Consider the following 23349-nt stretch of genomic DNA (forward strand, 5'->3'; position numbering starts at 1 on the left):
CACCATAATGACCCAAAATAAAACACTAAATACTCAGCTTATGAAAACCAAAATAGCCCTCAAAATAGTTTTGGTGATGTTGTTGATGATCGCCAGTAACATAAGCACTTTATATGCGCAGGAAATCATCCCCCTTTCTACAAGGGAGACGCAAAACAGGATTAACGGTAACCTAATCATGAATGGTAACGCCATTGTTGGTTTGGTTGATAGTGACGATGACAATGTTACCTATGATCCTAATGCCGCATACAATGGTAATTTCAATAATGGTAGTAGTATATCTGATTATATCGATATCGATGGTGATCCAACGACATTTAGCTCGAGTAGTGCAGATATTAATACTCCAAGGCCAGAATGTACAGAAATTGTGTATGCGGGTCTGTATTGGAGTGCTACGTATTATCTAGAGAGGATTCCTATAACTAGGAGTACACTGACGGTAAACAATACCGGTTTGGCAGGTGATTATGATGTTGTGGATAATGGCTTTTCTCCGGGTAATGTCCCACCTCCAAATCCAGGAGTAAATGGAAATTTGGTGTTAGCAATAGATGCTTCTGGGTTTACAGATGGTTGTGATGCTCCATTACAAAATTCGGCAGCAATAAATGGGAATATCGCAGTAATACGAAGAGGGTTTTGCGGTTTTGCTCAGAAAGTGGTTAATGCTCAAAACGCAGGAGCTGTTGCGGTTATTATCGTAAATAATAATGGAGGAGCTCCGTTTGCTATGGGAGGAGGAGATGCCTCAATTACTATCCCTGCGGTTATGATGGATCAGGCATCAGGAGAAGCATTAATTACACAAATGGCAAGTAGTACAGTTAATGCTACGTTAGGTGGCACAATAGATACTACTACTGGTGATGAATTATTAACAGGATTACCTTTGGCAGATGCTAGAAAGGTAGGCGATGCTGATTTTAGAAATATAAGGTTTAGAGTACCGGGAGGAACATATGTTGATGTTACTGCTCAAAATGTAATTTATGATGGATATAGAAATACACCAACAAATCCAACAAACAATGCAACAGATGATGTGCCTTACGTATGTTACGCCAATGTAACGAGTTTAATAGATCAAAACAACACGAATGGTACTTATACGGTGGCTAACATGAACGCTACTATCGGTAGAACCTCAGGAGCTTCTGGAGCTTCCGGAGGATGGGTACTCGTGGTCATTTACGAAGATCCGCTCGAAAGTAGTAAGTTTATAAGCACTAACGACGGGTTCGTACAAATACGAAATAGTGATCCTGATGTAGATTTTACCTATACAGGATTTACCTCTTTACCAGCACCACTACCTGTAGAAGTACGTTATGGTGTGGCTGCTCTTGAAGGTGACCGTAGTCTAGGTGCTACGACCTTTAGACCTAATGGAGATCAGTTATTAATTGAAGATACCAATACACCAGCCAACTTTGTGCCGCTAGGAGAAGATAATACCGCTCCAGCTAACAATTTCGATATTAATCCAACGATCAATTTTTTTAATAGTTCGATTACTTTTAATCATCAGTACCTAACAGGTCGTAATCCTAATTCAGAAAATACTTTAGGATTTGATATTGACCTCTTTGATCTGGACAATACAGGTAACCAATTAATCGGAAATGATCAAACCGATGCAACTTTCCGATTATCTACCGACCAGGATACCTATCGGGTATTCTTAAATACATTTTCTATAGAAATTATAGAACCCGAATTGCGTATCATCAAGAGAGTTTTTGATACCGACGGTACTACCGAAATCACCAATGCTACGGTAGAGCTTGGTGATGAACTGTTTTATGATTTAGAGATCGAAAACGTAGGTAACGAAGATTTGGTAGATGGTACAGTTTCTATTCGTGATGTGCTTCCTGCCAATGTAAATTTGGTAAGTATACAAACATCTACCTTACCTGCTGGAGTTACTTTTGATGACTCTGTGCCAGGAATCATCGACTTTGATATTCCTGCTAGTATCGTTGAAGAAAATGATGCCCCCATTTTTATACGATTTAGAGTGCAGCTGGTGAACAGTTGTGAAGAGTTAAGAGATGCATGTTCTGATGTGATTCAAAACTCAGCTTTGGCTACCTTTACAGGAGCTATATCAGGGGTTACTGCAACCAATAACAGTAGTAGTGTGATTGGAGCCTGTGGTAATACTGATGGAGAAGCCACTAACTTCTTGGTAAATGTACCATCATGTAATTTTGATGTAACGTTTTGTAATAACAACTTGCAGTTGGTTGCGGGTGGTGGATATGATAGATATACTTGGTCTGGACCAGGAATTGCTCCACCAGTTGTACAAACAGGACCAAATGCAAATATTTTTACACCTACTAATCCACAATCAGGTACGTATACCGTAATCAAGGAAGATACAGATCCATCCGATGGTACTTGTATGACGCTTACTGAAGAGTTTGAGGTAGAAGATTTTAGAACCATAGAAAACCCAGTTCTGGATTATGTGAACGGTACAAGTGTAATTACTGCAAACTGTAGTGGATTACAACTTCCACAAATCTTATTATGTGGTGATCAGGATTTCTTGTTAGAAACAGACTTTGATCCATCTTTAAACTTACAATCCATCTCATGGCAACGTTTAACCCCAAGTGGTTCTTGTGTACTAGATTCAAACGATCCATGTTCGTTATTATCAGGTGCATGTACCGATGCAAACTGGGTGGAAGAGCCAGGAGGAAATACACCTAACTTTACTGTTTCTGATGCTGGAGATTATCGAATCCTTGCAGAGTTTGATGGTGGATGTTTTATTCCATTCTTCTTTAGTGTATTTAAGAATGATTTCCAACCTACCTTATCGATGCAACCGATAGAGTGTGGTAACCCAGGTAGTGTAAGTGTAACTAATGCTCCTACAAATTTCGAGTTTAGTTTAACATCAGGAGGACCATATAGCAATACAACAGTATTCCCAATTGCACCTGGTGCAGGAGGAGACATTACTGTGTACGGTATTGATACTACGTTCCCTGGTTGTGAGTATACAGCAACAATCAACGTTCCTGAAATTAACCCTACGTTTAACATAACAGGATCGAACCCATCATGTACCAATGACGATAACGGGACAGGTACAGGTAGTATTCAAATTCAGGTAACAGGAGGTTCTCCAGAGTATCAATATACCATTTCTGGAGGTGGACTTACTTCGCCAATTATTATTCCAAATAGTAGTGCTAATAACGGTAACTACACACAAAATAACTTGAACCCAGGAACTTATACTGTAGAGGTAATCTCGAACAGACCAGACCCTGAGTGTATCGAGACACAAACAGTAACGATTGATCCAGCTACTCCGTTTACGGCGAATGTGGTATTGGTTGCTCCAGAGACTTGTGATAATGGGGCAATTGTAGAGGTTGTGGTAACATCAGGATCCGGTAGTTATGAATTTGACGATGGTACTGGTTCTTTTGGACCAAGTAATCAATTTGAAATTCCAAGACCTGCAGACCCTTCAACAACCTACACATTCTTTGTTAGTGATACGAGTTTACCAGCAGGAACTCCTGCGTGTATTATTGAGGCAAGTATTACAGGGATCTCTCCTTACGAACCGATTGTTCTGGATAATGTAACTGTAACACAACCACCATGTCCGGGAGACGGTGGACAGGTTAGAGTAGAGGTATCTCCAGAAGTGGCCGGAAGAGAATACACGTATCAGTTATTGAATACTACAGATATGGACCCTGTAAGTCCTATATATACTGTAGTACAGGAGATTGTATCTACATCTAGAGATATTACATTTGTCAATGTACCAGATTTAACATCCTATAGAGTTCGAGTATTCCATAACAATACAACCGATCCAACGGCAGGACCTATTTGTCCTGTAGATGGTACCGACTTTGCAATTGCTAGTCCAGTAGATATCAACGCTACGGTAGCAGTTACTAGAGAGTTAAGTTGTAATCCGGCGCCAAACGATACTGCGATCATTACAATTTCCGGATTATCAGGTGGATCTTCTACTTTTGAGTGGAGTTTTAATCCTACTTCTGGATTTGCGAACATTACATCAGATCCTTTTGATATTCCAGTAAGTGCTGCAGGAAATTATACGGTATACATTCGAAATCAAGGTACAGGAACGTGTACAGTAGATTTCCCTGCTAATGTAGCACCGCTAGAACCTGTAACAGACATCAACTTTACTGAGGGAGCGACGGATTGTACTGCACAGACAATTTTAGTAACTCCAGTAGCTGTTCCAGCGGGACCTGCGTACACATTTAATGTAGTACCAGCTCCAGTATCTGGAGATGCAACTTCAGGATTTGTATTAAACAGAGGAACAACATATACATTCACTGCTACAAGAGGAGATAATGCATGTGATTATAGCGAAGATTATAGAGTAGATCCGTTACCAGAGGTTATGGTAAGTGCGGTAGAAACTGAACCTGTAAGTTGTGTTGGATTTGCTGATGGAGAGTTCTCTTTCACGGTTACCAATAGTACATCTTTTGATTATACAGTGACAGGACCTACAGCGGTTCCTGCGGGATCAGGAGTTGATGCAACTCCAATATTTAGTGGACCAGTTTTAGCAGGTACATACACCATTAACGTAACTGATACATCAATTCCATCGGGTTGTACAGCATCAACAACCGTAGTAGTGACGGAGCCAGCTAATGCCCTAACACTTTCTACATCTTCAACACCATCAAATTGTGGTGCTGATACAGGTACTATAACTGCTACAGCCAACGGAGGTAGCGGAACCTACCAATTCCAATTAGTAGATAACGGAACCGGTTTACCGGTAACTGGATTTGCATATCCAAATACGAATAATTCATTTACGGGTCTTGCAGCTGGTGATTACACCGTATTTGTAAGAGACGGAAACTCTACCGATGCTTGTGAAATCTCAGAAGTACGTGTAGTAGATCAGTTTGTACCACCAACGATTGCCGCGGTAGCGGGAGGAGATGCATGTGTGGATACAGATCCTGCGACACAGTGGATTACAATTACGTCAAGTACATCTCCAGCGCCACCAGCTTTAGGGCCATTTGAGTATACCTTAACGGGGCCAGTTACGGCAAATAATGTTGCAGTTACATTTTTAGCAACTACACCTCCAGTATCGGCTCCGGCAAATACGTTTGAAATCCCTGGATTAATCCCAGGTGCATATACAGTTACGGTAACCAATACAACGACCAACTGTGTAACTGCGGTAGAAAACTTTACGATTAATCCAGAGTTAACGATAACAGCGACATTAACCCAAGATATAGATTGTAACAATCCTGAAGCTACTATAGAATTTACGGCTGCAGATGGAAGTGGAACATATACACAATTCGATTTATATGCAGCAGGTTCTTTAGGAGCACCTATTGCAGGAGGAGGTAATATTACTTCTCCATTTACAAGTGCAATATTGGTACCAGGAGATTACGTAGTAGGAGTTGTTGATGATGCAGGTTGTACGGCATTCTCAAATACAGTAACCGTGACACCGTTTAATGCTGTTACTGCCACCTTAACACCTACTAACCCTTCATGTCCAGGAGAGACTGATGGATCGATAGTAGTTGAGGTTACTGCAGGTCAGGGACCATTCACTTATATACTTAATGGAGACGCAACTACGCAAATTGGACCTACAGGAGATACAACAGTAACATTTAACAATGTTGATAATACTCCGGATCCACATACAGTTACTATTACCGATGGTTCGGGAGGTACTCCAGCGTGTACGTTTGATTTCACAACAACACTTACTGATCCAGATCCGATTGTTCCTACAATCATTATACAAAGAGATTTAAGTTGTGTTGCTCCTATGGACGCGATCATTCGTATCACTGGAGTTACAGGAGGTTCAGGAAGTTGGGCATTTACTTTAGACCCATCTGCTGGATATACTAACATTGGAGCATTCCCTGTAGATATACCAATTACAACAGATGGAGTGTATACCGTATATGTTGCGAATCAAGGTTCTCCAGAAACTTGTCCGGTAACAACAAATATCACCATTGATCCAGTTACCGAAGTGACGGATATCGACTTTAGTGCTACTGCAGTTCAATGTCCTGCACTGACTTCTGATATTTCAGTGATCAATCCAGTGATAACCGGAGGGGGTAGTATTGTAGAATATGAAATTACAGCGCCTATTGCAGTAGGACCGCAAGCATCTAATGTATTCCCAGGCTTAGCTCCGGGAACATACACGTTCTTGGTAAGAACTGACGATGGTTGTGAGTATAGCGAAAACTTTGTTATTGAAGATATAGATCAAATATTGGTGAATGCAACACCGGTAAATGAGCCGACTTGTAATGGAGATAGTGATGCAGAGTTGTCATTTACAGTATCAGGTATCGATATTCCTGCAACAGCGACATATGAATATGAAATTACAGGTGGAACTCCTGCGATTACACCGATTACAGCTACTGGTCAAACTACAGCTACAATCACCACAGGTGATGTATTGCCAGCAGGTACTTACACCATTACGGTTACAGATGAAGCTACGCTTTGTGATGCTACAGCTACAGTAACAATTGACCAACCTGATGTAGTTGACTTCGATATTGATCCAGTAATTCAGGATTGTGCTACCAATACAAATACAGTAACGATTAGTAATCCAAGAGGAGGTAGTGGTACAGGATATACTTATGTATTGAACGATTCTGGTGGAACACCAGTTGGACCTAGTAGACCAGTTACCGATCCTTATTTGAATGTACCAAATGGTACAGGATATGAAATCATTGTTACAGATAGTAACAGCTGTGATTCGGCGGCACAAACATTTGATATAAATCAATTACCGCAGCTTGCAGCAGCTCTAGATGCTGCTAGTTCTGATTTCTGTTTGGATGATGGAGCAATTAATTTCACTGTAGATATAGATGGTACCGACAGTGGTACTCCACCTTATACTTACAATGTAACTTTAGGAGGTATTGTTGTTATTCCAGACACCAATATTGGGGCCTTAACAACATTTACAACCTCTCCTAATTTGACAGCTCCCGGAGATTATATAATTAACATTTTTGATAGTAACGGATGTCCAACATCGATCAACGTTCCTACGGTAGAAGAACCTGTAGAATTAATTGCAACTCCGGTTTCAGATATTACTTGTGATGCTTTAGGAAACCCAGTAGATGCAGAGTTTTCATTTGTTGTGAATGATGGATATTCTCCGTATGATATAGATGTTTCGTTTAACGCAGCAGCTTTTACAAATCATTTAACAGGAGCTACTACACCATTTGCTAATTTTACAGCTACTTCTGGGGCAGGAACATATACATTTAGAGTAACCGATGCAAGAGGGTGTACTTTTACCACCAGTCCTTTTACAGTAACAGATCCGGTTGCACCAACGATAACAGATCCTGATGTGAATCTACTTTGTGCTGGAGACACAGGTACAGTTACGATTACAGTGACTGGTACAGAAACCCCGTATGAAATCGATTTTGACGGAGCAGGATTTGTAACGATTACAGGAACACAGATTTCATTCCCTAATTTGGCTGGAGATGCAGGAGATGCAGATCCAACTACAAATACATCTACGTATAATTATACGGTTAGAAGTAGTAGAGGATGTTTGTACCCGGGAAGTGTTGATGTAACGCAACCGCCATTAATCACAGAGGTAAGTAGAACAGAAACACCTGTAACTTGTGGTGGATCCGGAACAATAACTGATTTAGGAGCTATTGATCTTGAGATAGCTGGAGGAACAGCTAATTACACTTATACTTTGGTAACTGCAGCTAATTTTGCTGTTAGACCATTAGTTCCGGCTACAACAGCAGCTTCAACACCAAACCCAACAACGACAGGGACAACAGTTCGTTTTGAAGGTCTGGATTTTGGACAATATTTCATCTTTGTAACAGATGCTAATGGTTGTACCGATAATGCACCTTTTGGACCCTTTGATATTTTCTCTCCGCCTAACGATTTAGTTCAAAATATAACCGTTTCAGCTACTTGTCCAGGAGGAGTTACTTTTGAGATAGATGTTCAGGGAGGTTCTGGTATCACTCCACCGGCAAATCCACCACCAGGATTCGATATTCGTATTGTTGGAGAACCTTCTCCAGGTCTTGGGGATTTTGTCCCACTTGACGACAGTGTAGGAGGGCCAACTTTGGTTGATGCCAATACTCCTATTAGAGATCATACATACACCGGTTTGGATTTTAACAGGACTTATACCTTAGAAGTAAGAGATAATGCAACTGGATGTTTGTATCAGGAAATAGTACCTGCTGAACTTCCTCCTTCTGAGCCAAATATTGTGAATGATGTGGTTACAGATGTAACTTGTAACGAAACACCAGCATTGGATGATGGAAGCGTTTCATTTGAAGTTAATGGATATGATCCTACTGTGACTGAAATATCTTGGGAGGTGTTTAACGCATTTACAAATGTTAGTCTAGGAGCGGCATTTGCAGGATCAGATAATACAACACCAAGTCCTGCAATACCAAATGTTCCAGTAACAATCAATAATATACCACCAGGACAGTATTATGTAACTGTACGAGAAGTAGATGGTACGCAGTGTCCAACAAGATATGACTTTACCATTGATCTTCCGGATCCATTAACTTCGACGGCTACGAATCAGACACCAGCCAATAGTTGTGGTACAAATGCCCAGGTAATTATGGCTACTTCTGGAGGAACTCAATTTGGTATTCCTCCAACTGCGGATGGATATCAATATGCTCTTATTGAAGACGATGGTTTGGGTAATCCAATTACAACACCAGCGGTGTTAGCTGATTTCCCATTAACTAGCAATGTTATTGACTTAGGGAATACGGCCAGAAGAGTATTCATCTTTGTAATTGATAATAACGGATGTATTTTCGGCCCAGTTCCGGTTGACGTGGTTGTGAATCCACTACCAAATATTATTTCTGCGGCCTTTGTAGATGATTGTGCGTATGATAATAGTAATGTAATTCGAATTGAAGCTTCAGGAACAGGTACATTGACTTACCAATTGGATGGCGGTACAGGTGTTGTTGGAAGTATAGATAATAATAATCATGAGTTTACGGTTTCTACACCAGGAACCTATACAATTGCGGTTACTGATGAAACCGGCTGTACAGTGACAACTCCAGTTGATGTGTATGGACCATTACAAATTAGTGCTGAATTTACAGTAGCTCCTGATTGTGCGACTGCAACAGGAACGATTACTACTACCATTACTTCTGGAGCAGCTATAGGTGTTCTCACTTACGAATTACAAGATTCGGGAGGAACCCCAACAGCTAACACCTCTGGAGATGCCACAGGAGTTTATACCAATGTAGCTCCAGGTAGTTATATTGTTGAAGTAACGGATGCAGGTAGAGGTGCAGGATGTACATTTACAGCTCCAGTGAGTATAGAAGCTCCAACAGAGCCGGTATTAGTTCCAGCAACTACTACAGTTACATGTATTGGTGATACCGATGGTGTAGTTACGGCTGAAATCACACCAGCGTCTACAGATTCGGATCCAACGGTAATTTATGAATATAGAATTACAGCTAGTACTTCTGCTACACCAGCAGTAGTACCAACACCTTATCAAACAAGTCCTGTATTCTCTAACTTGGATGATGGAACATATACAGTTGAAGTAAGAGTTACGAAGCCAAATGGAGCATTAAATGTATTCTGTTTTGATACAGATGACTATATCATTAATGATCCAAGTGCAGTTTCATCTACAATTACATCTACAAATTATAGTTGTCCGGCAGGAACTGAAAGCTTACCAGTGATTACGATTGATAATATTTCTGGAGGAACGGGATCAACATATTCTATTTCATATACAGTGGATGGTAATCCAGTTGTAGCTTCACCTGTAGATCCTGCTACTTTAGATACTGATGCTGTTACAGCAGGTATTCAGATTGTTGCAGTGATACCAGGAGACTATGTATTTACCATATTTGATAGCAACAATTGTCCTACAGCGCAACCTACGGAGACTATAGCTCCTTTCCCTGTAATTACAGATCCAACAGTAGCCAGAGATACTTCAGCTACTAACAATGGAGAAATCTCTTGTGATAATGGAGAAACAGTTACTGTAACCATTACCGGAGGTGTAGGACCATTCAATTTTGTGGAAACAAGTGGCGCCGTACCAGCTCAAAATGGTATTGTGGCAGGAACAGGTGATACAGCTGCTCCAGGAGTACAAACCGTAGCAACTTTTGTTTTGCCTACAGTAGGAACCTATCAGTTTACGATTACGGATACAGACGCTAATGGAGCTTGTCCGGTTGATTCGCCTACTTATACCGTTGATCCATTTGACTTTATCGAGGCTAGTGTAGTAGAGGCTACTCCGGTAGATTGTAATGGAGCTTCTACAGGAGAATTGGATTTAACAGTATTAAATTATACAGGAGAGTTTAACTTTATTGTAAGAAATACGGTAACAACCCTACCGGAAACTACAGGTAACATTGCAGCAGGGTTTACAAATCCTGTGCGTATTGGTGGACTTGCAAATAGTGTACCAGCAGGAACCTATGTTGTAGAGATCGAGGCGCTAGACGCACCTTTCTGTGATACTGTAACAGATCCAGTTGTTGTTACACAACCAGACCCATTAACATTGGTAATCGACGAGAATATCAATGCAAATTGTAATGAAGATGCAAGAGTAACCGTATCTGTAACTGGAGGAACAGGACCATATACGTTTAGAGCAGATGATGATGGTTTAGCACCATTCTTATTTGAAACGACTACTGCAAATACCACAGAAACATTTTTGTTACCTGCAGTGGTTGCAGGAACTACATATGTTATCAGTGTAATTGATAATAATTCATGTACATCAACTCCGGCTTCTATTAATGAAACAGTGTTTAGAACGGCAGATCCAACGGTAGACTCAGTAACCTGGACAGATGCTTGTGTATTTGATGACAACTATACCATACGAGTAGTAGGTACTAGTAATGTGCCTGTTGTGGCACCGGCTACCAATGCACTTACTTTTGAAATTGGGCCTGCAGGAAGCGGAGCAGTACCGGGTAATGTAAATGGAACTACTCACGACTTTACAGTGACCACTCCTGGAACATATACCGTAAGAGTATATGACGAAAATGGTTGTGTCTCTGCAGATGAAACCATTACCATTGTACCAGAATTGACTATTACTGCAACATTTACTGGTGATCCACAATGTAGAACAGATGTTGGAGGAGAGATCACAGCAACGGTAACAGGAGGTTCTGATTTTGCTGCGAACCCTACTAACTTTACGTTTACTTTAAGCGGTACGGATAGTAGTGGAACACCAATCGCACCAATCGTACAAAATGGTGCAGGAGCAAACGTATTTACGCCTGTTACTGCAGGATCATATACGGTAACTGTAGTTGATAGTAATACACCACCGGCTACTGGTTCTGGATGTTCTGTAAACACAGCAGTTTCTTTACCTATACCGGTTGATCCAGTACCTGCAGCTGCTTCGCCAGTTGGAGTGTCTTGTATTGGCGATAGCGATGGAAGTGTTGTGATCACTTTACAGGCAGGAACTGATGGAGACGGCCCATATTCTTACCAATTGTATGAAAATAATGGAGGAACTCTTGCCATTACCGGAGCAGCAATAGGTGCACCGCAAATAGATAACCCAACATTTACAGGTTTATCTTTTGATGCGCTTCCTGCACCACATCCTACAGCAGGTGAGTATCTAGTAGAGGTAACTTCGGCTAGTGGATGTGCTGGTTTAGTTGCTTTTGTGATACCAAACGCAACTCAGGTGACTGCTGTTGCTAATGTTGGAAACTATACCTGTACAGGAACGACAGAAAACTTCCCAACAGTTACAGTAACTATCGAGAATGGTACACCACCGTATAGTATTACATATACAACACCATCTGCTGTTGCAGTAACCGATACTAACATTACAGATGCTGATGCAGTAGCTGTAGGAGTACAGTATGAATTTACTGCTACCGAAGATGGTACTTATGATATAGAAGTAACCGACAGTAATGGTTGTGAAACTGTACCGATGGTGATTCAAGAAACTATTGATCTACCAATCATGGAAGATCCTACCGTAACACAAGTTACAGCTATTACTTGTCCTGCGGGAGAAGAAGTAACAGTAAGTGTTACTGATGGAGCAGGTCCATTCGACTTTGAAGTAATCAATGGCCCAGTTGCAGTAGCACCACAAAATAATGTGCCTGCGGGAACCGCAGACAACCCAGGAACACCAGCTGTAGAGACCAATGCTACGAATGTTAACTTTACGCTTACTGATGTAGGATTATATGTGTTCAGAATTACAGATCAAACCACAGGATGTTTCGTTGAGGTAGATTACACAATCGATCCATTTGATCTGGTTGAGATTGTTGCTACACAACAAACACCAGAAACGTGCTTCGGAGATGCAGATGGTTCTATCCAGATTGCAGTTTCGCAATATGTAGGAGCCTTTGGGTATACAATCGTTGATGTGGGTGTAACACCAGAAGTTACTGTATTCACCAGTACAGTAGATCTAAATACAGATGTAGATCCTGCAACAGCGGATACATTTGTAATCCCACCACCACCAGCTGGATTAGGGGTAGGTAACTATAGAGTAGATATCATAGAGCGTAATGCGCCTTTATGTACAGGAAGCTCTAATATTATAACAATAGAAGGACCTTCGACTCCGTTCGAGATTACATTAGTACCAATAAACGATCAGGAAAGTTGTGATCCTGCCAGTGATATCTCATTCCAGACAAGCGTAAGTGGAGCAAGAGGAAATGTAACCTACACACTTGTAGAAACTGGAGATGTGAATACCACAGGATTGTTTGAGGGATTATCAATTGCTCAGGCTACCAATACTGCAGGGGTGTTCACCTTTACAGTAACTGCTGTAGATGATAATGGAACATTTACATGTACAGATGATGATACGATAACAGTAACACCACCAGCAGACGATGTGGCCATTACGCCTATCCCTGATAGTAGTATTAGCTGTTTCGGAGAAACGGATGGAGTAATTACGGTAATTGCAACTGCTACCGATACACCGTTACGTTATACGATTACACCAACTGGAGGACCAGAAAGTGTACAACAAACAGTAAACAGATTCGAGAACCTAGGTCCTGATACGTATACTATTACGGTATATGACCAATTAGGATGTACTGCACAAACTACAGCTGTGATCAACGATGTACCACAAGTACTAATTGATATTGTAGATATCGACCCAGTAACATGTAGTGATAATACTGCTACAGTAACACTAAGTGCTACTAATGCGGTTGGTACGCCTCAGTTTGTTCAGATTAATGTAACAGATCCTCTTAATCCAGTGGAGTCTGCACCAACAACGTCTAACATATTTAACCTTCCTCAAGGTGAGTATGTGTTCTATGTAATAGATGGTAATGGATGTAGATCACCACAATCTGACCCAGTACCAGTTGTACCGATCAATCCGATTACTTTCCAATTGGATCTTAGTGCAGCCATGATCAACTGTCGTGATGAAGCTACAGCGATCATTAATATTACTGATCTGGGTGGTGGTATAGGAGATTATGAGTTTATCTTAGAAAATCTTGATACAGCAACAATTTTAGGACCTCAGTCTACAACAGAGTTTAGAGATCTGCCACCAGGTAACTATGAGTACACGGCGAGATCTGTAAGTGATAATAGCTGTACGTTGACTCGTCCATTTACCATAGATAACCCTCCATTATTCGAACCAGAGGCATTCTTTACGAATGTAACTTGTAACGGAGAAGATGATGGTACGATTAGAATTGTTGCTGCAGGAGGTACACCACCATACTCGTTTGCGATAGACTCTATGCCTGGAACATTCTTTAACGATGCTTCAGATGGTATTCCTAACGAGCACACATTCGAGAACTTAGCGCCAGGTATTTACCTAGTGTTGGCTCAGGATGCTAATGGTTGTGATGTGACATTTACCAGAGAAATCTTAGAACCAAATACGTTGATGGCTACAGAGACCTTCAATATGCCAGAAACATGTTTCGGAGATAATGATGGTGCATTCACGATAGAAATCACAGGAGGTACACCTCCGTATGAGACGAATATCACGAATAATGATGGTGACTTTGTTGTAGATCTGTTTACATATACGGATTTACCTGCAGGAGTTACCGAAGTATTCATTAGAGATGCTAATAACTGTCGTATTAGTCTACCGATTACTATTGATCCAGGTGTACTGCTTGAAGCAGAACTTGTACCTAGATTAGAGTGCCCGGTAAGAGATCCAAACAATCCGGCAAATATTACTACAGGACCAAGATATTTCATCGACTTTGAATTATCTCCAAACTCGGTGAACACAGATATCATCTTTACCCTTACTGGTATTAATGGTACAGCAGACCCTGCACCAAACAGTAACTTAACCGGTGAGTTTGAAGTGGCGCCAGGAGAATATCAAGGTACTATGTTACATGCAGGAGGATGTCCAGAAGATGTTGGAACGATTATTATCGAAGAGTACGTTCCATTGTCTGTGCCAGTAGCACAAATGACCAATAATCCTCAGGACCCTAACGAGTATGAGATTATTGTGACAGATGGTGTGCCACCGTATACATATTTTGTGACCTTCGACGGAAATGAAATAGAGTTGGAAGACAACATTTTTGCAATCCGTGAGACAGGAGACTACATCATACGTGTAGTAGACTCAAGCGGTTGTGAGGTGATTGTAACGCAGTTCTTAACCTATATCAATATCCGTATACCAAACTACTTTACTCCGGATGATCCAAACGCGACAACCGAAGAAAGGTTCTGGTATCCAAGACAGATAACTCCAAATGCCGATGATCCATTCTTCTTCGAAAATATGGAAGTAACCATATTCGATAGATACGGTAGAATGTTGGCAGAGTATAGAGGAGATCAGCAAGGATGGAAAGGAACGTACCAAGGTAAAGAACTTCCTTCGGGAGATTACTGGTATACGATTATCCTTAATGATATAGACAATAGAGAGTTTACCGGTCACTTCACCTTGTATAGATAATATATAGATTAGAAGTGAGTTATAAAACAAAGTGGATATAGCCAAACGACCGAAAAGTCAGTGGTCAGTAATTAAAAATAGTAGATGAAGAAGTATATTGTAATATTAAGTCTGTTTGCAAGCTATTGCACCTTTGCTCAAGAGTTTTTTGCTCCTGTGCAGAATCAATATATCGCAGATAACCCTTACTTGATATCCTCGGCATATGCGGGAATCGGAGATTGTTGGCAGATCAGAGCTTCTGGTTTCGAACAATGGGTAAGTATTGAAGACTCTCCGGGAACACAATCCCTTTCGATAGATGGTAGGATATCGGATCGTTCTGGAGTAGGTGCTATTCTGTTTAATGACCAGAATGGTTTTACTACCCAAAGAGGTATTCAGTTGTCATTTGCGCACCATTTAACACTGAGTGAATATAATAATCAATACCTATCTTTTGGTATAAGCTATAAGTTTACCCAGTTTGGTATTGATACTTCAGAGTTTAATAATGGTGATCCCGACAATCCGGTAATTCCTGGATTGGCAGATATCAGCGTGAATGATTCTAATTTCGATATCGCATTGTTATATCGTTTAGGACGATTCTTTTTGAGTGCCAATGCGGTAAACTTATTACAAAAGGAAATAGACGACTTTAATCCAACAGAACCTTCTACCATCCAGAATTATTACATCTATACCGGATATACGTTCTATCATCGTTTTAGTGATATAGAAATAGAACCTTCGGTATTGTATCAGAATTTTGCAGGAGATGGACGTTCTACAACCGATCTGAACCTGAAGGTTCGTAAACTACATCGAGGAGACTATTATTGGGCAGGAATTAGTGTTAGATCTCTGGTAGATCAGGATTTTAAACCCTTATCAGTTTCTCCTATGATAGGAATCAAAAAAGCGAATTTTTATGTAGCCTATGGATATCAGGTAAATGTAAATGAAGTATTACAGCCAACCACAGCAGCTGGATCACATTTGATTACATTAGGACTTGACTTTGGTTGTAGGCAGAGTAAATGTGGATGTACTTACTAAAGAAAATATATACAGGCAAAAACCACCCAATTTGGGTGGTTTTTTTACGCCGAAACATTGCTAATTTGTCCATTCAAAATTTTTCTCACTTTTTAGGGTAATGTTTTTCGAAAACAGACACTTATAGAAACAACACCTAAATTAATTTTATTAACTAACCTATAAATGAATGAAAAAACCATTACACTTTAAATTATTGGTATTAGGAATACTATTAATTTTTAATGGCCTAAAGAGTTATGCTCAAGAGATTGTTCCTCTTGCAGAAAGGGTAAAACTGAATCAAGTCCAAGGAGATCTTACCATGATAGGAAATTCTATCGTTGGATTAGAGGATAGTTTTACAGATAATATAGTGTATGACCCAAATGCAGCTTACAATGGAAATTTAAACAATGGAAATAGCATTTCGGCTTATATCGATATCGATGGTGATGCATCTACATTTAGTTCTAGTAGTGCAGACCTGGTAACACCAAACCCAAGCTGTACTACCATTGCCTATGCGGGACTGTATTGGTCTGCTACGTATTACCTTGAAAGAATTCCGCAAACCGAATTGACATTTAGCATCAACAACACTACCCTTGCAGGCAATTATGCAGTAGTCAATAATGAATTTTCTCCTGGAAATGTCGAAATTCCAGCAAATCCCGGAATTACTGCTAATTTAGTATTGGTAGATGATAATACCGATACCACTGAAGATGGATGCACCGCATTAGTAAATGGAGCCGAATTAACAGGAAATATTGCTGTAATACGACGCGGAAGTTGTTCTTTTACACAAAAGGTCATCAATGCCCAAAATGCAGGAGCAATTGCCGTTATTATAGTAAATAACCAAAGTGGAACTGTAGCCCCGGCAGGAGGGGATGCTGCAATTACCATTCCCACTGTAGGACTTAGCCAGCAAGACGGAGATCTTATTATTGCAGAAATGGTTTTAAATACGGTTAGTGCTACTTTGGCCAATGTGGTAAATACTACTACAGGTAACGAGCAACTAACTGATTTACCACTGGTGGATGCAAGAAAAGTTGGGGATGCAGATTTCAGAAAAATCAAAGTAAAAGTACCAGGAGGTTCCTATGCAGATGTTACCGCTACTTCTGTAATTTACGACGGATATCGAAATACACCTACGAATCCTTCTAACGTTGCGCAAGACGATGTGCCGTATGTGTGTTACGCAGATATTACGAATCTTATTGATCAAAATAACACCAATGGTACATTTACTATTGCTAATATGAATGCTACAATTGGTCAAACTTCTGGAGTTTCTGGAGCTGTAGGGGGATGGACACTTGTTATAGTGTATGAAGATCCACAAGCAACACCAAAGTTTATTAGTACCAACGATGGTTTCGTACAGATTGTAAGTAGCAATCCAGATGTAGATTTTACCTATACAGGGGTGCCTTCACTTCCTGTACCATTACCAATTGAAGCCAAGTTTGGAATTTCTTCTCTTGAAGGAGATCAAGGTTTGGATGGAGATAGCGTAAGTATTTTAAACACTTCAAACATATATGTGCCATTAGGAGAGGTTAGCGGAAATAATCCTACTTCAAATTTTTTTAATAGTTCAATTACAAACAATGGTGCCTTTGTCACCAGTAGAAACCCAAACTCTCAAAATACCCTTGGGTTTGATATCGATATTTTAGATTTACCGAATCCTGGGAACACATTAATTGGGAATGATCAGGAAGAAGTAAGTTTTAGACTAAGTACAGATCGAGAGAGCTACAGAGTGTTTCTAACGGCTTTTGCGACAGAAATTATCGAACCGGAGCTAAGAGTACTTAAAAGGGGAATAAGCGCAACAGATGGCACAACAGACATCACTGGATCCACATTAGAGTTGGGTGATGAGTTGTTTTATGAGTTAGAGATAAAAAATACCGGAAATGAAAATTTATTGGATGGTACAATAGTCGTTTCTGCACAAATCCCTGCAAATATGGACTTGGTAAATGTAGTAGACGCGACCTTACCAGCAGGCGTGGTGTATGATCAATCGATACCCGGTAAAATAGATTTTTCTATTCCTGCAGGGATTGTCGAGACATCAGATGCTCCTATCTTTATTCGATACAGAACTCAATTGGTAAGTGATTGTGCATCTCTTCGAGATACTTGCTCAGAGAATATCCAAAGTTCTGCAATCTCTTCGTATGTGGGAGAATTGTCTGGGATTTCGGTAACTGGAACTCCAAGTAGTGTCCAGATGGATGTTTGTGGAGAAGTAAATGTAGAGCCAACAAGCTTTTTGCTAAACATCCCTGCTTGTAGTACTGATGTTACTACATGTACAGGTAATTTACAGTTAGTAGCCGGATTAGGCTACGATCAATATACATGGTCAGGGCCGGGAATTATATCGCCAATAGTTCAAACAGGAGCTAATGCCAATATTCTTGACCTTACCAATGCTCAAGAAGGAACGTATACCGTAATTAAAGAAGATACAAATCCAGCTGATGGAACCTGTGCAGCGCTTACAGAAGAATTTAATGTTTCAAGTTTTAGAGCCATTGCTAATCCGATTTTGGATTATGTAAACGGAACCAGTGTCATTTCTGAAAATTGTAGTGGTATAGAAATTCCACAAATTCTATTATGTGGAGACCAGGACTTTCTATTAGAAACTAATTTTGATCCAACGCTTAATTTAGTATCCATCTCCTGGCAACGATTAACACCAAGTGGTGCATGTGTATCAGATGCAAATAATCCTTGTTCTTTGTTATCCGGAGACTGTACGGACACAAATTGGGTAGAGGAACCAGGAGGGAATACACCAAATTATACAGTTTCTGAAGCAGGAGATTATAGAATCCTGGCAGAGTTTGCTGGTGGTTGCTTCAACCCATTTTATTTTAGTGTATCCAAAACCGATTATCAGCCTGAACTCACTATGCAGCCTATAGAGTGTGGCAATGCTGGAAGCGTTGAGGTAACCAATGCGCCTTTAAATTTTGAGTTTAGTTTGAATTCTGGTGGTCCGTATAGCAATACAATAGTATTCCCTATTCCTGCTGGGGGTGGAGGAGACATTACTGTGTATGCCGTAGATACCACATTCCCAGGATGCGAGTATACAGCAACCATCAATGTTCCTGAAATTAATCCAACAGTAGAGATTACAACTACAGATCCTACTTGTATCAATGATGCCAATGGTGATGGTTTTGGAAGAATCAACATAGAAGTAATTGGCGGTTTACCAGAATATCAATACACTATTTCTGGAGGGAATTTGAGCTCACCAATTGTTGTTCTCAATAGTGATGCTAATAATGGAATCTACACACAAACTGGTCTTGCGCCAGGAACTTATACCGTTGAGGTAGTTACTAATCTTCCAGCGTCAGATTGTGTGTTTACCGAAACAGTAACCATTAATAGCGCACCAAACTTTACAGCTGAGGCCGTGTTAATAGCTCCGGAAACATGTGATACAGGGGCTTTAGTTCAGGTAAATGTAACTTCGGGAGCGGGAGACTATTTGTATGATGATGGTACAGACAATTTCCAAACTAATAATGTGTTTGAAATTCCTGTTTCTGCTGATCCAAGTGCTACATATACTTTCTTTGTATCAGATACTAATGTTCCTGCAGGAACCCCTCCTTGTATTATTGAAGCCAATATTACGGGTATCGTTCCTTATGGCGCGATAAACGTCGATAACGTAGAGACCGTCAATGCCGCTTGTGCAACAGATACCGGTGAGATCAGTATTCAGGTATCTCCAGCAGTTGCAGGAAGAACGTATACCTATCGATTGGTAGATTCTTCTGCAGATGCAGAAATAGAAAAACTAACCAGTACAGAGAGAAATATAACATTTAACAATGTTGCCGGGGGATCTTATTATATCGAAGTATTGCATAACAATACATCCGATCCGTCAGGAGATCCTATATGTGCTGTTACGTCGGCTGTGCAAACGGTAACAGTACCTTCACCAATAAATGCAACGGTATCCGTAATACGTGAATTAAGTTGTAGTCCAGGAACCGAAGATGCAATTATTAACGTTAATGCCATTTCTGGAGGTTCAGGAAGCTACGAATGGAGCTTTAGTCCAACAGGAGGATTTACCACAGTTGCAGCAGATCCTTTTGATATTCCTGTGAGTACTGCAGGTAATTATACGTTGTATTTACGAAATCAAGGGACAAGTGATTGTACAACATCTTTTGCTATCACCGTTAATCCATTACAAGAAATTGATGATATTAGTGCAGCTATTATTGATACAGATTGTTTTACGCAGGATGTTAGAGTAACTGTTTCTGCTGCACCAGCAGGACCAGCGTATCTGTATTCTGTTACACCAGCTCCTATTTCTGGAGACGCGAGTACTGGAGTTTTCGTTTTGGATGGTGGAGTGAACTATACATTTACAGCCCAAAGATCTGATAATTCTTGTACACTAAATAAAGACTTTACTTTTGATGCTACGTCTCCGATTGCTAATCCTACGGTTGAAAGAGATGCTACTGCAATAAACGCAGGGCAAATCTCATGTAATAACCCAGAAACGGTAATTGTTTCTATAACCGAAGGTGTAGGCCCCTTTCTTTTTGAGGAGCTTAATGGAGCTGTTACAAGTCAAACCGTTGCCCAGGGCACTGGTGATAACGGAGCGACTGCGGGAATAGAAACAACTGCTGTGTTTACATTATCGAATGTAGGATCGTATACGTTTAGGATTACAGATTTGGCGACAGGATGTAATTTTGATACACCATCGTATTCAATTGATCCTTTTGACAGTATTGAAATACAGGCATTGGTCGCTTCAGACATTACTTGTTTTGGAGATAGTGATGGCTCAATTACAATTGAAGTTTCGGGATATACAGGATCATATGACTATAATGTAACCAATGTTACCACCATTTCAGGAACAGGAAATACCAATGCAGGGCCTGTTGTTGTTACTAATTTGTTGGCCGGAGTGTATACCGTGGAAATAACTGCTACCGAAGCACCATTTTGTAACGTTGCTGCAAACGTAGTAGTTTCAGAACCACAACCCATAACAGCCAGTTTTACAGTAACTGATCCAACCGCGCAAACCGGAGGGCAAATTGAGATAGATACAGCGGGAGGAACACCGCCTTATTTCTATACATTAACCGGTGATGGCATTGGGTCAATTACTGCTACCTCCAATTTATTTGTTGATTTGGATCCTGGAGATTATGTAGTTAGCATCGATGATAGTAATTCGTGCCGTGTAGAATTTCCAGTAACTTTACAAGAGCCTGTAATTGATAATCTTGAGGTGAATTTGGATCTTGGGTCCGCCTTTATCAATTGTTATGCGGAAAGCACTGCTGTGGTAAGTGCTGATGTAACAGGAGGTACAGGAAATTATCAATATACACTTACTGGAACTAACTTCTTTGGAAGCACCATTACTGTTGGACCACAATCCAATAGTGAGTTTAGAGATTTGGCTGCAGGAAATTATAATTACACGGTGGCTAGCGATGGAGTTAATCCGTCTACTATTCCTTTTGTGATCACACAACCTCAAGAATTTATTGGAGCAGCGGATATAACAACTTCAATTTTATGTGTAGGAGATAATGATGGAAGCATAAGAGTACAAGTAACAGGAGGGACACCTCCATATTCGTATGCCTTGGCTTCAAATCCAGGTCTATTTTTTAGTGATGAATCGGATGGAGTGTTAAACGCTCATACTTTTGAAGGATTAATTGCAGGTAATTATGAAGTGCTAGCGCAAGATGCCAATGGTTGTAGTCAAGTAATTAGTGTTGTGATTCCTGAGCCCACACCAATTGTAGCAAATGTGATCAATATAATCCCTGAGACCTGTTCAGGAAATAGTGATGGGGAATTTACTATTGCCATTTCAGGGGGAACGCCACCATATTTGACAAATATCACTAATAACGATGCTGATTTTGTAATCGATAAATTCAGTTATACAAATTTACCAGCTGGTATTACTACCGTTTTTGTAAGTGATGCTAATGGTTGCAGAGTTATTCTTCCGATAGAAATTTCAGAAGGAACTGATCTTAGAGGAACGCTAATCGCTAATTCAGCATGTGCTTCGGATAGTGGTGCACCAACACCGGTTTATGAAGTTCGTATAGCATTGGACAGTAATACACCAAACACAGATGTGATTTACTCGCTAGCGGGAATTAATGGAACTCCCGATCCTTCAGAAGCGAGTAATACATCAGGAATATTTGCTGTAGTGCCTGGTGAGTACGAAGGAAGCATCCTAAGTGCAGGTGGGTGTGAGGTTTCCGTAGGGACTGTGCTAGTTGAAGAATATGAAGAAGTGAATATTGTTGTTGAAGGCACCAATCCTACCAACCCAGGAGAAAATGGAGAAATCCTGGTTAATATTATCGCAGGAAACGGGCCGTTCAGTATTGCTTTGGATGATGAGGCTCCAATTATTGTAGAGGACAACAATTACGTCTTTACCCAGGTAGCAGCTGGAGACCATCAAATAGTAGTTTCGGATAATGGAGGGTGTAGTGTACAAACTGCAACAGTAACTATTGTTGAAGAAGATAAAAATCCAATTGTTACTTATGCCGAAGAGATTTTAGTTTGTGCCATTACTGGTCAAAGTTATCCGGTAGTTACCATACAGGACGAACAAGGAGAAGTAGTAGATCTTCCTTTACTCAATGTACTTTCAATAGTATGGCAGAAGTTGGATGAGATTACTTGTGATATCGAATTAGAAGATAACTGCCCAACCTCAGACTCTGTATGTACTTCAGATTGGTTTGACATAGGAAACGGAACGAGCAATACTTTTACTGAAGCAGGAGAGTATCGAGTAGTGGTTAACTTTATCACACGTTCTGGGAACAACGAAAAAATCTATTATTTCAGAGTAGAAAGCGAAGTAGCTACTATAGATAAAGAGATTGTAGCATTTCCTAATCCTTCAAAAGATAGGGTGCGATTAAATACGGAAGTAGAAGAAGTATTGATCTATGATGTAATGGGGAAACTGGTGATGAAAACCAATCAAAACTCATATAGCATCGCTGGATTGCGCAATGGAATCTATTTTGCAAAAATCAAAACTCCGAACCGTAGAGAAGTGATTGTAAAACTCATTAAAGAATAGTGAG

General features: G+C 40.3%; 3 protein-coding genes. All 3 read left to right on the top strand.

The window, feature by feature from the left end:
- Positions 1–40: 40 nt before the first annotated feature.
- The 3 genes from ACXAGJ_RS04460 (at position 41) to ACXAGJ_RS04470 (ending at position 23345) form a co-directional block, all read left to right on the top strand.
- Positions 41–15148 carry a T9SS type B sorting domain-containing protein gene (locus ACXAGJ_RS04460; RefSeq protein WP_474837498.1) on the top strand — a complete coding sequence of 5036 codons (15108 nt, stop codon included), beginning with the start codon at positions 41–43 and terminating at the stop codon, positions 15146–15148.
- Positions 15149–15232: 84 nt separating this feature from the next.
- A complete protein-coding gene (locus tag ACXAGJ_RS04465; protein WP_073316023.1) occupies positions 15233–16189 on the top strand; it encodes a PorP/SprF family type IX secretion system membrane protein in 957 nt (318 codons plus the stop codon).
- Between the two features lie 169 nt (positions 16190–16358).
- Positions 16359–23345 (top strand): PA domain-containing protein, encoded by a 6987-nt coding sequence (locus tag ACXAGJ_RS04470; RefSeq protein WP_474837500.1) that lies wholly within the window; start codon positions 16359–16361, stop codon positions 23343–23345.
- Positions 23346–23349: the final 4 nt, after the last annotated feature.

The sequence above is a fragment of the Aquimarina sp. AWH4_224 genome, assembly GCF_056160245.1.